Origin of the sequence: Streptomyces apricus, from assembly GCF_008369065.1 — a bacterium.
Lineage (GTDB): Bacteria > Actinomycetota > Actinomycetes > Streptomycetales > Streptomycetaceae > Streptomyces > Streptomyces apricus.
The window spans coordinates 915,759-933,598 of record NZ_VDFC01000040.1 but is presented as its reverse complement, the minus strand read 5'-3'; the positions used below and the strand labels follow the sequence as shown (position 1 = coordinate 933,598).

At 72.4% G+C, this 17,840-nt stretch carries 13 protein-coding genes; 4 read left to right on the top strand and 9 right to left on the bottom strand.

Annotation, left to right across the window (positions count from 1 at the left end; genetic code table 11):
- Nucleotides 1-441, bottom strand: a 441-nt coding sequence (locus FGF04_RS17240; protein ID WP_223146388.1) for an SCO3374 family protein, incomplete at its 3' end; no start/stop codon positions are given.
- A gap of 441 nt (nucleotides 442-882) precedes the next feature.
- On the opposite strand from FGF04_RS17240, the gene FGF04_RS17230 reads away from it, so the two are divergent.
- Nucleotides 883-3,411 (top strand): ATP-dependent Clp protease ATP-binding subunit, encoded by a 2,529-nt coding sequence (locus FGF04_RS17230; RefSeq protein ID WP_149512140.1) that lies wholly within the window; start codon nucleotides 883-885, stop codon nucleotides 3,409-3,411.
- Between the two features lie 105 nt (nucleotides 3,412-3,516).
- Here FGF04_RS17230 and FGF04_RS17225 read toward each other — a convergent pair whose 3' ends face one another.
- Nucleotides 3,517-4,146, bottom strand: a complete 630-nt coding sequence (locus FGF04_RS17225; RefSeq protein ID WP_149512139.1) for an HAD family acid phosphatase — start codon at nucleotides 4,144-4,146, stop codon at nucleotides 3,517-3,519.
- 120 nt (nucleotides 4,147-4,266) lie between these two features.
- Nucleotides 4,267-7,416 carry an NACHT domain-containing protein gene (locus FGF04_RS17220; RefSeq protein WP_149512138.1) on the bottom strand — a complete coding sequence of 1,050 codons (3,150 nt, stop codon included), beginning with the start codon at nucleotides 7,414-7,416 and terminating at the stop codon, nucleotides 4,267-4,269.
- Between the two features lie 143 nt (nucleotides 7,417-7,559).
- Here FGF04_RS17220 and FGF04_RS17215 point away from each other — a divergent pair, with 143 nt between their 5' ends.
- On the top strand, nucleotides 7,560-9,164 hold the full coding sequence (locus FGF04_RS17215; RefSeq protein ID WP_149512325.1) for a carboxylesterase/lipase family protein: 1,605 nt from the start codon (nucleotides 7,560-7,562) through the stop codon (nucleotides 9,162-9,164).
- Between the two features lie 421 nt (nucleotides 9,165-9,585).
- Nucleotides 9,586-10,329 carry a M23 family metallopeptidase gene (locus tag FGF04_RS17210; protein WP_149512137.1) on the top strand — a complete coding sequence of 248 codons (744 nt, stop codon included), beginning with the start codon at nucleotides 9,586-9,588 and terminating at the stop codon, nucleotides 10,327-10,329.
- A gap of 50 nt (nucleotides 10,330-10,379) precedes the next feature.
- Here FGF04_RS17210 and FGF04_RS17205 read toward each other — a convergent pair whose 3' ends face one another.
- The gene (locus tag FGF04_RS17205; RefSeq protein WP_149512136.1) at nucleotides 10,380-10,955 is read right to left on the bottom strand and encodes a TetR/AcrR family transcriptional regulator; all 576 of its coding nucleotides are present in this window, start codon (nucleotides 10,953-10,955) and stop codon (nucleotides 10,380-10,382) included.
- A 249-nt stretch (nucleotides 10,956-11,204) separates the two neighbouring features.
- Between FGF04_RS17205 and FGF04_RS17200 the strand changes: the two genes are divergently transcribed.
- Nucleotides 11,205-12,845, top strand: a complete 1,641-nt coding sequence (locus tag FGF04_RS17200; protein ID WP_235882380.1) for an MDR family MFS transporter — start codon at nucleotides 11,205-11,207, stop codon at nucleotides 12,843-12,845.
- A 124-nt stretch (nucleotides 12,846-12,969) separates the two neighbouring features.
- Here the strand turns inward: FGF04_RS17200 and cseC are convergent, their stop codons facing one another.
- From cseC to FGF04_RS17175, 5 genes are all read right to left on the bottom strand, one after another.
- The gene (gene cseC, locus FGF04_RS17195; protein WP_149512323.1) at nucleotides 12,970-14,268 is read right to left on the bottom strand and encodes a two-component system sensor histidine kinase CseC; all 1,299 of its coding nucleotides are present in this window, start codon (nucleotides 14,266-14,268) and stop codon (nucleotides 12,970-12,972) included.
- A gap of 256 nt (nucleotides 14,269-14,524) precedes the next feature.
- Entirely contained in the window at nucleotides 14,525-15,262 is a 738-nt protein-coding gene (cseB, locus tag FGF04_RS17190) for a two-component system response regulator CseB (RefSeq protein WP_149512135.1), read from the bottom strand.
- Nucleotides 15,263-15,365: 103 nt separating this feature from the next.
- Entirely contained in the window at nucleotides 15,366-16,022 is a 657-nt protein-coding gene (locus FGF04_RS17185) for a hypothetical protein (RefSeq protein ID WP_149512134.1), read from the bottom strand.
- Entirely contained in the window at nucleotides 16,010-16,567 is a 558-nt protein-coding gene (locus FGF04_RS17180; protein ID WP_149512133.1) for a SigE family RNA polymerase sigma factor, read from the bottom strand. Before FGF04_RS17180 ends, FGF04_RS17185 begins: the two co-directional genes overlap by 13 nt.
- A 338-nt stretch (nucleotides 16,568-16,905) precedes the next feature.
- The coding region (locus FGF04_RS17175) for an HhH-GPD family protein (protein ID WP_408055628.1) at nucleotides 16,906-17,840 on the bottom strand (935 nt) is incomplete at its 5' end.

The following is a 17,840-nucleotide window of genomic DNA, read 5'->3' as shown; positions in this document are numbered from 1 at the left end:
CCGCGAGCCGGCGGCGGGCCCCGCGAGCCCGTCCGCCTCGGCCCGGCCTTCCGCTCCACCGCGGCCCCCGCCGGCCCGGACCGGCGGCAGTGGCGCCCCGACGCGCCCGCCCGAGCCGGTCGCCACGAGGTCCAGCGGCAGGGAGCCCCACTCCAGCCAGCCCAGGAGCCCCGGCAGCTCCTCCGCGCTGCCCGCCGCGACGAACAGCAGCGCCCGGTCCGCCCGCACGGCCACCGGAGAACCCGGCCCCAGGTGCCGCAGCGCCGCGAACCCCGCCCGCGCCGGCACGTCCAGGACGTCGAACCGCAGCCCCGTCGGCAGTTCCACCGGCGGTCCGGGCACCGTCGCCCATCCCAGTTCGTTCTCGTACCAGCGCCGGACCGGGTCGTCCGGGCGGCGCGCGCCGGAGGGACGACGGGGAGGAGGGACCGTGGGCACCATGCAGGGCCAACCGCCGGAAGGGCGCCCGGGTTACGCTGGGTGGTCCTCCGTGCGCGGAGGGTGCAGGTCGCGGGCGCGTTCCGGACGTCTCTCCGGGGCAAGGGTGTTCGCCCGTAGCGGAGGGAACCGGTGCGCTCGGCATGGAGTGTCAGTGCGTACGGGTAAGACATCCCTAGTGGGAGGGGCGACACGCACGGTTCGGGCATCTCACGTTCGCCATCGGCGTAGTGATGGTGGGGGTATCTGCTTGGCCTGCGGGAACATCGCCCAGCACCATCGGGTTGGAGCAGATGTCGGCGTTCGGGGTCAGGAGGGCAGTACTGGTTCTCGGTCCGGTGTCGGCAGATGGAATGAGCGGTCCCCGCTTGCGGGACTAAGCTGCGGAAGGACAGGGAGGGGAGCGTCCCCTTACTGCCTGACCGCTCTGAGGAGCGATTAACGATGTTCGAGAGGTTCACCGACCGCGCGCGGCGGGTTGTCGTCCTGGCTCAGGAAGAAGCCCGGATGCTCAACCACAACTACATCGGCACCGAGCACATCCTCCTGGGCCTGATCCACGAGGGTGAAGGTGTCGCCGCAAAGGCCCTGGAGAGCCTCGGCATTTCGCTTGAGGCGGTCCGTCAGCAGGTGGAGGAGATCATCGGGCAGGGCCAGCAGGCCCCCTCCGGTCACATCCCCTTCACCCCCCGTGCCAAGAAGGTCCTGGAGCTGTCGCTCCGCGAGGCCCTTCAGCTGGGCCACAACTACATCGGCACGGAGCACATCCTGCTCGGCCTGATCCGTGAGGGCGAGGGCGTCGCCGCCCAGGTCCTGGTCAAGCTGGGCGCAGACCTCAACCGGGTGCGGCAGCAGGTCATCCAGCTGCTCTCCGGTTACCAGGGCAAGGAGACCGCCGGCGCCAGTGGCGGCCCCGCCGAGGGCACGCCTTCGACGTCCCTGGTCCTCGACCAGTTCGGCCGCAACCTCACCCAGGCTGCCCGTGAGTCCAAGCTCGACCCGGTCATCGGGCGCGAGAAGGAGATCGAGCGGGTCATGCAGGTGCTGTCCCGCCGGACGAAGAACAACCCGGTGCTGATCGGTGAGCCCGGCGTCGGCAAGACCGCCGTCGTCGAGGGCCTCGCCCAGGCCATCGTCAAGGGCGAGGTGCCCGAGACCCTCAAGGACAAGCACCTCTACACGCTGGACCTCGGCGCGCTGGTCGCCGGCTCCCGCTACCGCGGTGACTTCGAGGAGCGCCTGAAGAAGGTCCTCAAGGAGATCCGCACCCGCGGCGACATCATCCTGTTCATCGACGAGCTGCACACGCTGGTCGGTGCGGGTGCCGCCGAGGGCGCCATCGACGCCGCGAGCATCCTGAAGCCGATGCTGGCCCGTGGTGAACTGCAGACCATCGGTGCCACCACGCTCGACGAGTACCGCAAGCACCTGGAGAAGGACGCCGCGCTGGAGCGCCGCTTCCAGCCCATCCAGGTCGCGGAGCCGTCGCTGCCGCACACCATCGAGATCCTCAAGGGCCTGCGGGACCGCTACGAGGCGCACCACCGGGTGTCCATCACGGACGAGGCCCTGGTGCAGGCGGCGACGCTCGCCGACCGGTACATCTCGGACCGCTTCCTGCCCGACAAGGCGATCGACCTCATCGACGAGGCCGGTTCCCGGATGCGCATCCGCCGGATGACCGCGCCGCCGGACCTGCGCGAGTTCGACGAGAAGATCGCGGGCGTGCGCCGCGACAAGGAGTCCGCGATCGACTCGCAGGACTTCGAGAAGGCCGCCTCGCTGCGCGACAAGGAGAAGCAGCTCCTGGCCGCCAAGGCCAAGCGCGAGAAGGAGTGGAAGGCCGGCGACATGGACGTCGTCGCCGAGGTCGACGGCGAGCTGATCGCCGAGGTCCTCGCGACCGCCACCGGCATCCCGGTCTTCAAGCTGACCGAGGAGGAGTCCTCGCGTCTGCTGCGCATGGAGGACGAGCTCCACAAGCGGGTCATCGGCCAGGTCGACGCCGTCAAGGCGCTGTCGAAGGCGATCCGCCGTACGCGCGCCGGTCTGAAGGACCCGAAGCGTCCCGGTGGCTCGTTCATCTTCGCCGGCCCGTCCGGTGTCGGTAAGACCGAGCTGTCCAAGGCGCTCGCGGAGTTCCTCTTCGGCGACGAGGACGCGCTGATCTCCCTCGACATGTCGGAGTTCAGCGAGAAGCACACGGTCTCGCGCCTCTTCGGTTCGCCCCCCGGCTACGTGGGCTACGAGGAGGGCGGGCAGCTGACCGAGAAGGTCCGCCGCAAGCCGTTCTCGGTCGTCCTGTTCGACGAGGTCGAGAAGGCCCACCCGGACATCTTCAACTCGCTGCTGCAGATCCTGGAGGACGGTCGCCTGACCGACTCCCAGGGCCGGGTCGTGGACTTCAAGAACACGGTCATCATCATGACGACCAACCTCGGCACCCGGGACATCTCCAAGGGCTTCAACCTGGGCTTCGCGGCCTCGGGCGACAAGAAGACCAACTACGAGCGCATGAAGAACAAGGTCTCGGACGAGCTCAAGCAGCACTTCCGGCCCGAGTTCCTCAACCGCGTCGACGACGTGGTCGTCTTCCCGCAGCTGACGCAGGAGGACATCCTCACGATCGTCGACCTGATGATCAGCAAGGTCGACGAGCGCCTGAGGGACCGGGACATGGGCATCGAGCTCTCCCAGTCCGCCAAGGAGCTGCTGTCGAAGAAGGGCTACGACCCGGTGCTGGGCGCGCGTCCGCTGCGTCGCACGATCCAGCGCGAGGTCGAGGACACCCTGTCGGAGAAGATCCTCTTCGGCGAGCTGCGCCCCGGCCACATCGTGGTCGTGGACACCGAGGGCGAGGGCGAGACCCAGACCTTCACGTTCCGCGGCGAGGAGAAGTCCGCGCTGCCGGACGTCCCGCCGATCGAGCAGGCGGCCGGCGGTGCCGGTCCGAACCTGAGCAAGGAGGCGTGACCCCCGGGTCCGCCTGAGAACGCCCGATGGGGCCGGTGCTTCGAGCACCGGCCCCATCGGCGTGTCCGGGGCGTCCCGGGCCCCGGCCGCGCGGTGTCCCGTCGGTCAGGACAGCTGCCCGTCGTAGTCGGGGAGCTTGTACGTCCTCTCGGCGTGCCCGCCCGACAGGTCGGTGGCGCTGTTGCCGATGTTCGCGATGATCGTGTAGCCCTTGGCCTCGACGGCCGCCCGCTGCGCGGTCTTGTAGGCCGCCACGTCCTTGAAGAGGTCGACGAAGCTGCGTACGTACAGGCCGGAGACCTTGTACCCGGCGTGCTTGAGGTTGTAGTCCGTCACCGACTTGATGATGTCCGGGCGGGCGGTGACGAAGAACAGGGCGACGCCGTGGTCCTGCGCGTACCTCGCCACCTCCAGGACGGGCGCGTTGGCCGGTGAGGGGTAGCTGAAGCCGAAGTCGGTCTCCAGCGCGGTGTTGTCGATGTCGAGGACGACGGCCTGCTTCTCGCCCGCGGGTGCGCCGGCGATACGTTCCTTCAGGTAGGGCAGCGCCTGTGCCATGACGGCCCGGCAGTCCCGCTGCCAGGTCTCGTGGTCGACGTCGGCGGCAGTCGCCACGGCGGCGGTGGTGGTGGCCGGGGCCGCGACCGCGGCGGTGGCCGGGATCGTCAGGGCCGCGGTGGCGGCGGTGGCGGCGACGGTCACGCCGATGAGGCGCTGCAGGCTTCTTCCGGTCATGGGTGGGGGGTTCCTCTCGCGTCGGAGCACTGCGGGACACGGGCCGTGACCCGTGGAGCATGCTGTGGGGGAAGAGGGGATTACCGACCGGTAACTGTAGGGCGCCCGGGCGGGGTTGTACTAGAGCACGGCGGCGGGTTTCAAAATGGTCTGCCGGTCCGGGAAGAGGGACAGGGTCTCCTGCGGGACCTCCGTCGTCTCCGGTGCGAGGACGAACGTGACGGACCGCAGGCCGGGGAACAGGGCCGGGACGGCCGAGAGGTCCTCGTGGCCGGTGAAGTTGTTGAACCGCAGTCCCTCGACACCGGGCAGAACGGGCCCTTCCGTCCACGGGGCCGCGTTCCAGTTCAGCCGCAGCTCCCTCAGCGCGGGCAGCAGCGCCACCTCCTCGCGGTCCTCCGGGGCGAGGGATGTGAAGAGGCCTCCCAGGCTCAGGGTCTCCAGCGCGTCCAGGTGGCGCAGGCCGCGCAGACCGGTGGACTCCAGGGCGTTCCTGGTGAAGCGCAGATACGTCAGCGGCAGGCCGCGCGGCAGCGCGGTGTCGAGGGACTCGCCCGGCAGCCGTACGCCCGCGTCCAGCTCGCGCAAGGTCCGCGAGGCCGCGAGGGGCGCCAGCGCACCCGGCTTTTCCAGTCCCGGCATGGCGCTCAGCGACAGCCACCGAAGCGGTACGGACGCCAGCGGCGCCAGGTCGTCCACGTGCGGGCTGTCGCTGATGTCCAGGTGCACGAGCCGGTCGAGCGGGGTGAGCCACTCCAGGTCCGGCAGCGTCTGGTTCTTGCGCAGGACGAGCCGGCGGGTGGTGTCCGGCGCCAGGTACCTCTTCAGCTCGCCGGCCTCGACGTTCCCCTCGATGTGCAACCGCCGGCGCCCGCCGAGCGCGTGCAGGGCACGCAGGTGCGCGGCCGAGTGCGCCGAGAAGTACAGGTCGTCCTCGGGCAGGTGGGCGATGACCTCCGTCGCGTACCGCTCGGTGTCGAAGCGGTGCCAGGTCCAGCTGAGCTGCGAGCGGACCGGCAGGGACGGGTGGGTGCGGAAGCGGGTCAGGGCCGGGACGGCCGCGTCGGTGCCGATGAGGGACGCGGTGACCACGACCGCCCTGGCCTGCGTCTCGGTCAGGCCCTCGGGCCCGGGCAGGAGCTCCAGGGCCAGCGGGCCCACCGAGGCCAGCTCGCGCGCCTCCTCGACGGTGCGGGGCGGGATGAGCGTGGCCGCCTGCTCCTCCACGGCGGCCCTGACCCGCGGGTCGAGCTCCGTGGCGTGCTCCAGACCGGCCAGGGCGAGGAGCCGGATGCGGGTGGCCCCGGCCGGCTCGGCCCGTTCGGCCGCGGCCAGCAGCTCGGTGAGGAGGTCGGCCCGTTCGCGGGGCCGGGCGTGGGCGACGGCCATCCGGATCACGTCCGACCACTGCTGGTCGGCGGCGCTGCGGACCAGCAGCCCGAAGTCGCCGTCCTCCACCGCCGCCTTCGCACCGAGGTAGTCCTGGAAGGTGCGGTGCACGAACTCGACGGTTCCCGGCGAGGGTTCGCGGAGCAGCCCGCTGCGGACGAGGAGGTGGCGGTGGATCGTCGCCGCGTCGCCCTGGCTCGCGGCGGCGGGCAGGGCGGGCAGGGCCTCCGCGATCAGCCGCTCGGCCCGTTCGCGGTCCATCTCCAGCCGGTTGTTGCGGATCAGCCAGTAGGCCAGCCGCTGCAGGAGCTGGATCTGGGGCGCCTCGGTGAGCCGGACGTCGTCGTGCGGGAGCATGTCCCGCTCCTGGTCGCGGCGCGCGAGGAGCATGGAGAGCGCGGCGTCGTACAACTCCTGCCGCCCGTGCGGCAGGTAGCCGCGCCTGTCCCGGTGCAGGGCGCAGATCAGGCCGCACATCAGCGGGTTGGTGGCGAGGCGGCCGAGGTCCGGCTTGGTGGCGACGGCGTCGAGCAGCGAGGTCTCGTACGCGGCGAGGCGTTCGGTGTCGCTGTCGGTACCCGTACCCGTGCCCGCGCCCGTTCCGGTGGCGTCGGCGCGGGCCGCCGTGTGCCAGCGCCTGATGAACGCCGTGATGTCGTCGTGGCTCATCGGCGCGAGCGCCAGCTCCGTGAAGCCCTCCGCGGCGAGCCAGTTCTCGCGCACGGCGGAGGGGCGCGAGGTGACCAGCCACTGGTTGCCCGGATACGCGTCGAGCAGGTCGCGCAGCCAGCGGCGGGTGCGCTCGCGGTCGGCGTCCGGGACCTCGTCGATGCCGTCGACGAGCAGCAGCCCGCGGCCCGCCGTGAGGACCCGGTCCGGCCAGCCGGCCGGCGCCGCGCCGTGCAGGGGCACGCGGGCGGCGGCGAGGAAGTCGGTGGGCGCGGGCAGCCCGCCGGGGTGGCGCACGAGCGTGCGCAGCGGCAGGACGAAGGGGATACGATCGCCGCGCTCGCCCCGCGCCGCCGTCACCGCGAGCCACTGCACCAGGGTCGTCTTGCCCGAACCGGCCACGCCCCGCAGCAGCACCCGGTCCTGCTCGGACAGAGCCTCCTCGGCGGACAGCGGCAGACCGGGCGAGCCGACGGCCCCGCCGTCCTGGTCGCCCGTGGCGGGGCGCAGGGCCTGGAGGGCGAGGTAGGCGGCGTCCAGCGGCCAGCGGTCGGGCGAGTTCACCAGGTCGATGCCGTAGATGGTCAGCTGGCTGTGCTTCGTCGCCGTGTACGCGAGCAGGCGCCGCTCGAACGCCGGGTCGCTCCCGTCGGGCGTCGGCGTACGGGCGATCAACTCGTCGACCTTCGCGATCAGTTCGGCCTGCCGGCGGGTCTGCTCGACCAGCGTCCTGGCCACGAACGTCGAGCGCTGGGTGAAGAAGTGCAGGATGTGCAGACAGGCCGTGTCGAGCAGCCGCTCGTAGAACAGCGTCGCGTCGAAACCGAGGTCGCGGTCGGGGTTCCCGGCCGCGTGGCGCAGATGGAGGGCCAGGCCCGGGTGACCGAGCGCCACAGCCTGGGCGTCCGTCATGGTGAGGTCGCCGAGGGCGTGCAGGGTGTCGGCCAGGGCGTGCACGACGGCCTGTTCCTCGTCGGCGGGGACGGGCCGTTCGGGAGCGTCCTTGACCGCCCGCCCGACCAGCTCGGTGGCCAGCCGGGTCACGTCCTTCCTGCTCAGCGTGTGCTGCTCGCCCTTGAAGGAGACGCGCGAGGAGATGCGTACGGGCCGGTCGACCAGGTCCGCGCCCGGCCCCTCCGTCACGAAGAGCTTCCTGATGAGGGGTGTGGCCACGCTGGATGCCAGCCGCACACCCACGGTCGCCGGTTCCATGGCGCTCCCCCGAGGTCATGGTGGATGGTCGGCCAGCCTATCGCCGCGGGCGCGCTCCCGTCCCCGCGCCAAATGCGGTGGCCCCGGGGCCCGTTGCGGCGGGAGGATCCGTGGTGTCCGAACTGTCCACGGAGGGAGCGGCCATGGCGGCCGGTGCACCCGAAGTCCGTACCGCAGCAGGTGTGTTGAGGGGCACGACAGAAGGAACGGGCGCGACGGGAGGAGCGGGCACGGCAGGGGGAGCGGGCACGGCGGGAAGAGCGGGCGAGGCGGAGGGAACGGGCACGGCGGTGTTCCGGGGCATCCCCTTCGCGGCGCCGCCCGTCGGCCCGCTCCGGTTCGGGGCGCCGCGGCCCGCGCCGCGCTGGGACGGCGTCCGGGAGGCGTCCGCGTTCGGGACCGCGCCCCCGCAGTCCGCGGCGTTCGGCATGGACGCGCTGGCGCCCCCCGACGCCGACGACGGCGACTGGCTGACGCTCAACGTCTGGACGCCCGACCCGGGCCCCGGCGCCGGACTGCCGGTGATGGTGTGGGTGCCCGGGGGCGCGTACGTCATCGGCATGTCGAGCCTGCCCGAGTACGACGGCGCCCGGCTGGCGCGGGAGGGCGTCGTCCTGGTGACGCTCAACTACCGCCTCGGCATCGAGGGGTTCGGGTACATCGAGGGCGCGCCCGCCAACCGGGGGCTGCTCGACCAGGTCGCCGCGCTGGAGTGGGTGCGGGACAACATCCGCGCCTTCGGCGGCGATCCGGACCGCGTCACGGTCTTCGGCGAGTCCGCGGGCGCGGGCTCGCTCGCCGCGCTGCTCGCGATGGACCGGGCCGCCGGCCTCTTCCGGCGGGCCGTCGCGCAGAGCGTGCCCCGCCCGTTCTTCTCGGCGGAGCTCGCCGCGGACATCGCCGGGGAGCTGGCGGCGGAGCTGGGCCTGCGGCCGACCGCGCGGGACCTCGCCACGGTGGCGCCGGGGCGGCTGCCCGCGGCGGCGGACGCGCTCGGGGCGCGCATGGACCGGTACGCGCGGCGCTGGGGGGCGCTGGCGCACCGGTCGATCCCGCTGGCGCCCGTGGTGGACGGGGACGTGCTGCCCCGCGCGCCCTGGGAGGCGCTCGCGGCCGGCGCGGCACGGGACGTCGAGCTGGTGGTGGGCCACACGCGGGACGAGTTCCGGCTCTTCATGGCGCTCGACGGGACGCTGGGCGAGGAGGTGCCGGAGGACCGGCTCGCACGGGCGCTGCGGGACCTCTCGCCCGGCGAGGGCGGCGACGAGGCGTACCGGAAGGCCTTCCCGGGCCTGGCACCAGAACAGCTGTACGAGGTGGTGCACTCCGACTGGCTCTTCCGGATGCCGACGCTGCACCTGGCCGAGGCCCAGGTCGCGGGCGGCGGCCGGGCCCACGTCTACGAGCTGGTCTGGGAGGCGCCGGGCATGGACGGGCTGCTCGGTGCCTGCCACGGGCTCGACGTGCCACTGGTCTTCGGGAACCTGCGGGGCGGACTGCCCTCGCTGCTGTTCGGCCAGGCGCCGCCCGCCGGGGCGGAGGAGCTGTCGGGGCTGTTCCGGTCCGCGTGGACGCGGTTCGCGGCGGGGGAGGGGCCCGGGTGGCCCGCCTACGACCCGGACCGGCGCCGGGTGCGGCTCTTCGACGTGCGGCCGTCCGTGGCCGCGTACCCGGAGGAGGCGTCGCGGGCGCTCTGGCGGGACCACGTCTTCGGTGCGCTGCCGCTGGCCGGGCGGGGAACCGTGTAGCCGCCGTCACATCGCACGGTCCGTGGATCTTGCCGTCCGGTGACATGGCGCACAGGCGTTCCGGGCCCTACTAGGGACGGTAGTGGACGGTCCGGGGCGGGCGCACGGGACCTTCGGCCCTGGGGTCCGGGACCCGTGTCCCGGACCCGCCGGTGAAGGCTCCGGGACGGGTCCAGGGCCGTGCCGGACGCGTGTGAAGTGGTGCTAAACCCTTCCTCGGGCAGAAAAAAGGGATGATCCGGTACGGTCCGGTTCTTCTGTCAAGAAGTCGAAAGTTTTCAGGTCAAGTACGATGTGCGGTCGTAGATGGGGGTTTTGGAGGGCGGCGGGGGTCCGGGTTACCAAGGGACGACCGACCCCGCCCGGCGCATCGTCAGCGCGCCGGGCGTGCTGTTGCCCGTCCCCCCGGAGGTAGTCCCGTATGTCGCAGCGCACCGAGTCCCGTATCCCCGGCACGTCCAGGCTCCGTACCCGGGCGGCCTTCCTGGCCCTCGGCCTGGGAGCCTCGGCCGCCGTCGGAACCGGGGTCGCGGTCGCCGCCGACGCCGCGTCGGGCGCCATGACCCTGCCCGCCTCGGCCGCCGCCTCCGTGCAGCGGCAGGCCGCCGTGCAGGCCAAGGCCGCCGAGACCGCCAAGGCTGCCAAGGCCGCTCAGGCGAAGAGCGAGGCGGCGGCGAAGAGCGCCGCCGCGAAGAAGGCCGCCGCGAAGAAGGCCGCGGCCGGGTCCGCCGCCGCGAAGAAGACCGCCTCCTGGATCAACCCGGTCAAGACGTACACGCTCTCCGCGAGCTTCGCCCAGGCCGGCAACCTCTGGTCCTCCACCCACTCCGGCCAGGACTTCGCCGTCTCCTCCGGCACCCCGGTCGTCGCCGCCCACGGCGGCACCGTCGTGAAGGCCGGCGGCAACGGCGCCGGCGACGGACCCGCGTACGGCAACGCGGTCGTGATCAAGCACGGCAACGGTACGTACTCGCAGTACGCGCACCTGTCCCGCATCGACGTGCGGATCGGCCAGACCGTCGGGACCGGTCAGCGGATCGCGCTGTCCGGCAACACCGGCAACTCCAGCGGGCCGCACCTGCACTTCGAGATCCGTACGTCGGCCAACTACGGCACGGCGGTCGACCCGGTCGCCTTCCTGCGCTCCAAGGGCCTGAGCCTCTAGGTCCCTCCGCGCCCTCCGCTCTCCGGTGCGGGCCCCTCGTGGTGGGGGTATCAGGATCCCGAGTGGGCCCGTGTGACCAGCTCGACGGCGACCTCCAGGACGGCCTTGCGCTTGTCCTCGGGGTCGCCCTCCATGTCCTTGAGGGCGAACATCCCGGCGTGCATGGTGAACAGGGCGCTCACGCAGCGGACCTGGTCCGTCAGCGGGGCGTCCGGGTCCTTGATGATGTCCAGCAGCTTGAGCATGCGGTTCTTGAAGGAGTCGCCGATGCTCAGCTCGCGGACCGTCGCCTGGTTCTCCTGCATGAAGCGGAAGAGCGGGGCCGCCTGCGTGAGGGCCTCGCTGTAGCGCCCCAGGAGCTCCCGCTTGGTCTCCAGGGAGCGCGGCTGGGTCCTGCCCCACTCGATCAGCTCGTCGATCGGCCTCGTCAGGTCCTCGAAGAGGCTGATGAGGATGTCTTCCTTGGTCTTGAAGTGGTAGTAGAGGGCCGCCTTCGTGACGTCCAGCAGCTCGGCGATCTCGCGCAGGGAGGTCTTCTCGTAGCCCTGCTCGGCGAAGAGCTCCACGGCCACGTCCTGGATGCGCTGACGGGTGTCCCCGCGCCGCCGCTGCCTGCTGCCGTCCATCGTGGCGCTCCTCGTTCTCGTCGCACGCCCTCGGCGCGGGTAAAGAAAAAACTTACTTGACGCCCGGCTAGTTACGGGTCTACTTTCCCCAGTGTAGTCAACTTGCCGGTCGGCAAGTAAGTGGCAGGGCGGTACCAGGGGAGTGGGACAGTGGCGGACACCAGAACGGCCGGGACGGCCGGAGCGGCGAGCGGGAAAGAGGCGCCTGCGGACGCGGTGGGCGCCGCGGACGCGACGGGTACTGCGGACATGACGGGCGCTGTGGACACGGCGAGTGCTGTGGACACGACGGGCGCTGTGGACGCGACGGGTGCCGGGGGTGCCGCGAGCGCCACGGACGCCGCGGTCGCCGCGGACGCGGGCAAGCAGCCCAGGAGCGTCCGGGTCGTCCTGCTCGCGCTCATGATCGCGATGCTGCTCGCGATGCTCGACAACATGATCGTCGGCACCGCGATGCCGACCATCGTGGGAGAACTGGGCGGGCTCGAACACCTCTCGTGGGTCGTCACCGCCTACACGCTCGCGACCGCCGCCTCCACCCCGATCTGGGGCAAGCTCGGCGACATGTACGGGCGCAAGGGCGTCTTCATGACCTCGATCGTGCTCTTCCTGATCGGGTCGGCGCTGAGCGGCATGGCCCAGGACATGGGGCAGCTCATCGGGTTCCGCGCGATCCAGGGGCTCGGCGCGGGCGGTCTGATGGTCGGCGTCATGGCCATCATCGGTGACCTGATCCCGCCCCGTGAGCGCGGCAAGTACCAGGGCATGATGGCCGGCGTGATGGCCCTCGCCATGATCGGCGGACCGCTGGTCGGCGGCACCATCACCGACCACTGGGGCTGGCGCTGGTCCTTCTACATCAACCTGCCGCTGGGCATCGTGGCCCTGGTCGCCATCAGCGCCGTACTGCACCTGCCGAAGAAGCGGGTGGACGCGCGGATCGACTACCTGGGCGCGGCGCTGCTCACCGTGGGCATCACCGCGATCGTGCTCGTCACCACCTGGGGCGGCACCGAGTACGCCTGGGGCTCCGCCAGGATCATGGAGCTGATCGGCATCGGGGTCGCCGCGCTGGTCGGCTTCCTGTTCGTGCAGACCAAGGCCGCCGCGCCGGTCATGCCGCTGCACATCTTCCGTAGCCGCAACTTCACGCTGATGTCCGTCGTCGGGTTCGTCGCCGGGTTCGTGATGTTCGGCGCGGTGCTGTTCCTGCCGCTCTACCAGCAGTCGGTGCAGGGCGCGTCCGCGACCAACTCCGGGCTGCTGCTGCTCCCGATGCTCGGCGCGATGCTCGTGACCTCGATGGTCGCCGGGCGGGTCACCACGAGCACCGGGCGCTACAAGGTCTTCCCGATCGTGGGCAGCGCGCTGATGGTGGTCGGGCTGTACCTGCTGTCGCTCATGGACACCGACACCTCGCGGCTGACGTCCGGGCTGTACATGGCCGTGGTCGGCGCGGGCATGGGCTGTCTGATGCAGGTGACCATGCTGGTCGCGCAGAACAGCGTGGAGATGAAGGACATGGGCGTCGCGTCCTCCTCCACCACCCTGTTCCGTACGCTCGGCTCGTCCTTCGGTGTCGCGGTCATGGGCGCGCTGTTCAACAACCGGGTCCAGGACGTCATGTCCGAGCGGGCCGGGGCGCTGGGGTCCAAGGTGACCGAGCAGTCGGCGCAGCTGGACGCGGCGAGCCTGGCGAAGCTGCCGGAGGCCGCGCGGGAGGCGTACCAGCACGCGGTGGCGTCCGGGACGCACTCCGCGTTCCTGCTGGGGGCGGTCGTCGCGGTGGTGGCGCTGGTGACGGCGGTGTTCGTGAAGGAGGTCCCGCTTCGGGGTGCCTCCGGCGGTGCCGGCGAGGAGAAGCCTGCGGTCGACGCCGCGGCGGTCTGATCGCCCCCGCGCCCCTGGGTACCCAGGGGCGCGGGGAACTGCGCAGGAGCGCGCAGCGCGACAGGGGGTCTGGGGGCGCAGCCCCCAGGGACGGGACGGCGGCGCTGTCAGCGCAAGCCGTCCCTCATGCCGGCAGCATCGGGTAGCTGCCGGTGTTCGTCGGAGCGTGTTCCGGCAGCCACAGCACCGCCACCGCCCCCTCGGCGGGAACGCCGTCGGGCGCCCCGACCGCCCGCACGTTGCGGAACGTCAGCCGCGCGCCCAGCACCCGTGCCTGCCCCGCGGCGATGGTGAGCCCCAGCCCGTGCCCGTGCCCCGCACGGTCGCTGCTGCCCGTGCGGAAGCGGCGCGGACCGTCGGCGAGCAGCGCCTCGGGGAACCCGGGCCCGTGGTCGCGGATGCGGATCACCCGGCCCTCCACCGTCACCTCGATCGGCGGCCTGCCGTGCTTGGCGGCGTTGACCAGCAGGTTGATGAGCACCCGCTCCAGCCGCCGCGGATCGGTGGTGACCGCGGACTCGTGCACGACCCGGACGAGGATCCCCGGGTCCCGCGCGATCACCCGCCGCGTCACGAACTCGCCCAGCACGATGTCCTGCAGCTCGGCCCGCTCGGAGGCGCTGTCCAGCCGGGCCACCTCCAGGACGTCCTCGACCAGCTGCCGCATGGCCTGCGCCCGGTCCCGTACGAGCTCGGTCGGGCGGCCCGGCGGCAGCAGCTCGGCCGCGGTGAGCAGCCCGGTCACCGGCGTGCGCAGCTCGTGCGCGATGTCCGCCGTCACCCGCCGCTCGGCCTCGATGCGCTGCTGCAGCGCGTCCGCCATGGCGTCCACGGCCCGCGCCAGGTCGTCCGTCTCGTCGCGCACGACCCCGCCGATGGAGTCCCGCACCCGTACGTCCGGCTCGCCCTGGGCGACCCGCCGGGCCGCCGTGGCCGCCTTGCGCAGCCGCCGCGAGAGCTGGCCGCCGATCAGCACGCCCAGGGCGCAGCCGCCGAAGACCACCGCGATGGAACCGATGAGCAGCGCCTCGTCGAGGTCCTTGAGCACGGTCGTGCTGCGGTCGGTGAAGTTCGTGTGCAGCGACAGGATCCGCCCGTCCTTGAGCGGTACGGCGGCCCAGATGTCGGGCACGCCGTTGGAGTGCTCCGTCACGAAGGTCGCCCGGCGCCCGTCCTTCGCCTTCGCCAGCAGGTCCTCCGGCAGGTCGGGGTCGTCGATCTTGATGCCGGGGAAGTTCGGGCGCCCGGACGCCTCGTAGTTGCGCTGCGCGATCTGGACGCGCTCGTCCGCCAGGTCGCGCGCGTTGTCGAGCATCGAGACCCGGGCGGCGTTGTGCACGACCAGGCTCAGCGCGACGGCCACCAGCGCGCCGACCGCCGCGATCGCGGCGCTCAGCTTCCACCTGATGCCGGTACGCGGCATCAGGCGCCCGAGCCGCTCGCGCCGCAGCCGCCCGGCCCGGCCCGGCTCGCCACTACCCTCGCGCCGGCCACCCTCCTCCGCACCGGCCCCGGCCCGCCCGTTGGGCCCGCCGGGCCCGGTCACTTCGTCGCGCCTGTCGCGCCCGTCGCGTCCGCCATGGCCGCCGCGCCCGGGGCGCCCGTCGTGCCCGTCCCCCGGAACAGGGCTCCCGGGCCCCGGGTGGCTGTCGTTCGTCCCCCGCATCGTCCGCTCCGCCTCAGGCCTTCAACTTGTAGCCGAAGCCGCGGACCGTCTCGATCCGGTCCTGGCCGATCTTCGTGCGCAGCCGCTGTACGTGGACGTCGACGACCCGGGTGTCGCCGCCCCAGCCGTAGTCCCAGACCCGTTCCAGGAGCCTGTCGCGCGACAGGACCGTACCGGGCGCGGACGAGAACTCCAGGAGCAGCCGCATCTCGGTGGGCGTCAGGGCCACCGGAGTGCCACCCCTGCGCACCTCCATGCCCTCCGTGTCGATCTCCAGTTCGCCGCCACCGGAACCGGAGCCGAAGGTCAGCACCCCGCCGGCGGGGTCGGACGACGCGCCCCCGTCGGACCCGTCGGCGCCCGAACGCGGCCCGCTCGCGTGCCCGAAGCGCCGCAGCACGGCCCGGATGCGGGCGACCAGCACGGCACCGTCGAAGGGCTTCGTCACGTAGTCGTCGGCGCCCGCCTCCAGACCCAGGACGACGTCGATGGAGTCGGCGCGGGCCGACAGCATGATCACGGGGACCGCCGACTCGTCACGGATGCGCCGGCACAGCGACACGCCGTCGAGGCCCGGCACCATCACGTCGAGGAGCGCGATGTCGGGCCGGTCCGCCCGGAACGCCTCCAGCCCGGAGAGACCGTCGGGCATGGCGGTGACCACGAAGCCGTCACGCTCCAGCGCGAGCTGGGTGGCCTCGCGGATGACGTCGTCGTCCTCGACGAAGAGGACGTGGGTCTGCTCTGCCATCCGGCTGCTCTCAGTTTCTCGGTCGGTCGGTCATGTCGCGTGCGCGTGCGCGTGGGCGGGTGTGGATACAGGTGCGTGTGCGTATGCGGGTGGGACGACGGGCTCACTGGTCGGTCGGGGCCTGCGTCTCGCCGCCCACCACTTTGCTGTAGTCGTTGTGGGTCCTGGCCCGCTCGGCGAAGCGGCTCGCCGTCCAGTGGTACGTGACCACTTCCTCGCCGGACGGGTACGTCACCGAGTCGTCCTTCTCGTACACCTGCTGGGTGACCACCAGGTCGCCCCGGTCGATCTCCGCGTAGACCGGGGGCTCCTCGGCGCGGAAGACGTTCCGGTACGCGTCGCCCTCCTCGCGGTACACGTACGAGCCGACGCCGACCGCGTCCCCGCAGGTCATCACGTTGATCACGACGTCGTCGACGGGCCCGCCGGTGAGGTTGCCGTACGACACGTCGACCGGGTACTCGTCGCCGACGCACGGCTTCAGGTCGCGCTTGACGGCCGGGCTGACCCCGGGGTCGGTCTTCACGAGCCGCACCGCGTTCACCCGGTCGGGGGTCGCGGAGGGCGAGGCGGCGGCGGGCGCCGGTGCGCTGCCGGCGACCGAGTCGGAGCGGGCCGGGCCCTCGTCGCGGGCACCGGTGCCGCCCGTACCGCAGGCGGACACGAAAAGGCCGACGGCGGCGCACCCGGCCACCGCCGTGAACACCGCCTTCCGCACCGCTCCGCGGGCCCGGGGGGCCGTAGTGTCTAGGCCGCGCAACGCTCCCGCTCCTCACGCTCCGGCGCGCGTACGCCGAGCTCGTCGTTCTCGTCACGGGCCCGGCGCTCCAGCTCCTCGCGGAGCCGGGCGAGTGCCCGGTGCAGTGTGCTCTTGACCGTGCCGGCCGACATGCCGAGCGCGGCGGCCGTCTCCTCCGTGGACATCTGCTCCCAGTGTCGCAGCACGACGACGCTGCGCTGCTTGGGAGCCAGCACCTTCATGAGGTCCATCAGGAAGGCACGGTCCGCGTGCTGCTCGCTGGAGTCGTCCACGCTCGCGTCCGGCAGCTGCTCGGTGGGGACCTCCTCCAGCTTGCGGGCCCGCCACCACTCCGTCCGCGTGTTGATCATGACGCGGCGCAGATAGGCGTCGGCGAGGCGCTTGTCCGCTATGCCGTCCCAGCGGCCGTAGGTGCGCACCAGCGCGGTCTGCAGGAGGTCCTGCGCGTCGACGGGGTCGGGGACCAGGCGGCGTGCGCTGCGCAGCAGCGCGTCCTGACGGGTACGTACGTACTCCTCGAACTCCAGCACCTCGCCGTGCGCCATTCCAACCGCCTCCGTCCCCGTTCCGACCTGAGTGCTGCCGGCTGTCCGTGGTCTGCCGTACCGCCGGTGTGCGGTACGGCACCGAAGTTACGGACGTGTTGTCACGGGGCTGTCCGAGCGAGCCTGCGGCGAGCGCTCGGCTGTCCATAGGTTGTGTAACGGAAGTAGGCGCGGGTTAAAGCAGGGGGACGACTGGTGCGGGTACGGGCGATTTGCCTGCCGGGCCACTGTTACGCAGCCCGGCGGGACCTGTGAACCGGCCGTGGGCCGGCAAGCGGTCGCCCGTGGACCCGCCGTGGGCCGGCAGGCGGTCGCCCGCGGTCCGGCCGGTCCCGACTTCAGCTCTGCGGCAGCCGGTACAGGCCGCCGGTGAGCGGTTCGACCAGTCCGTCGGCGACCAGTCCGTCCAGCGCGCGGGCCCGCTGCACCGGCTCCTCCCAGACCCGGTCGAGCGCCGACTGCGGGACGGGGGCGACCGCCTCGCGCAGGACGGCGAGCAGCCGGCCGCGCACCTGCCGGTCCGTGCCCGCGTAGGTCTGGCCGCGCCGCGGCGGTCCCTCGTGCGCGGGCTTCCCGGCCAGCCGCCAGGCGCACAGGGCCGCGACCGGGCAGCGTACGCACGCCTCGTTCTTCGCCGTGCAGACGAGTGCGCCCAGTTCCATGGACGCGGCGGCCCACAGCGAGGCCGTGCGGTCGTCGTCGGGCAGCAGCGTGCGCGCGAGCTTGCGCTCGGCGGCCGTCGTGGCGTTCGGCGGGTACTGGACCCCGGTGACGGCCCGGGCGAACACGCGCCGCACGTTCGTGTCGAGGACGGCGTGCCGCTGCCCGTACGCGAAGGAGGCGACCGCCGCGGCGGTGTACTCGCCGATGCCGGGCAGCGCGAGCAACTGCGCGTGGTCCGTGGGTACGTCGCCGCCGTGGCGCTCCGTTATGGCGACCGCGGCGCCGTGCAGGCGCAGGGCGCGGCGGGGGTAGCCGAGGCGGCCCCAGGCGCGGACGGCCTCGCCCGGCGCGTCCCCGGCGAGGTCGGCGGGGCGCGGCCAGCGGGCGAGCCACTGCTCGTACACCGGGAGCACACGGCTCACCGGGGTCTGCTGCAGCATGAACTCGCTGACCATCACGCCCCACGGGCCGGCGTCGGGCCGCCGCCACGGCAGGTCGCGCGCGTTCTCCTCGAACCAGTCGATGACGGGGGCGTGGAGGGCGTGGCCGTCGGGTCCGCCGACGGTCCCGGGGGTCCCGGAGGTCCCGGAGGTCCCGGGGGTCTCAGGGG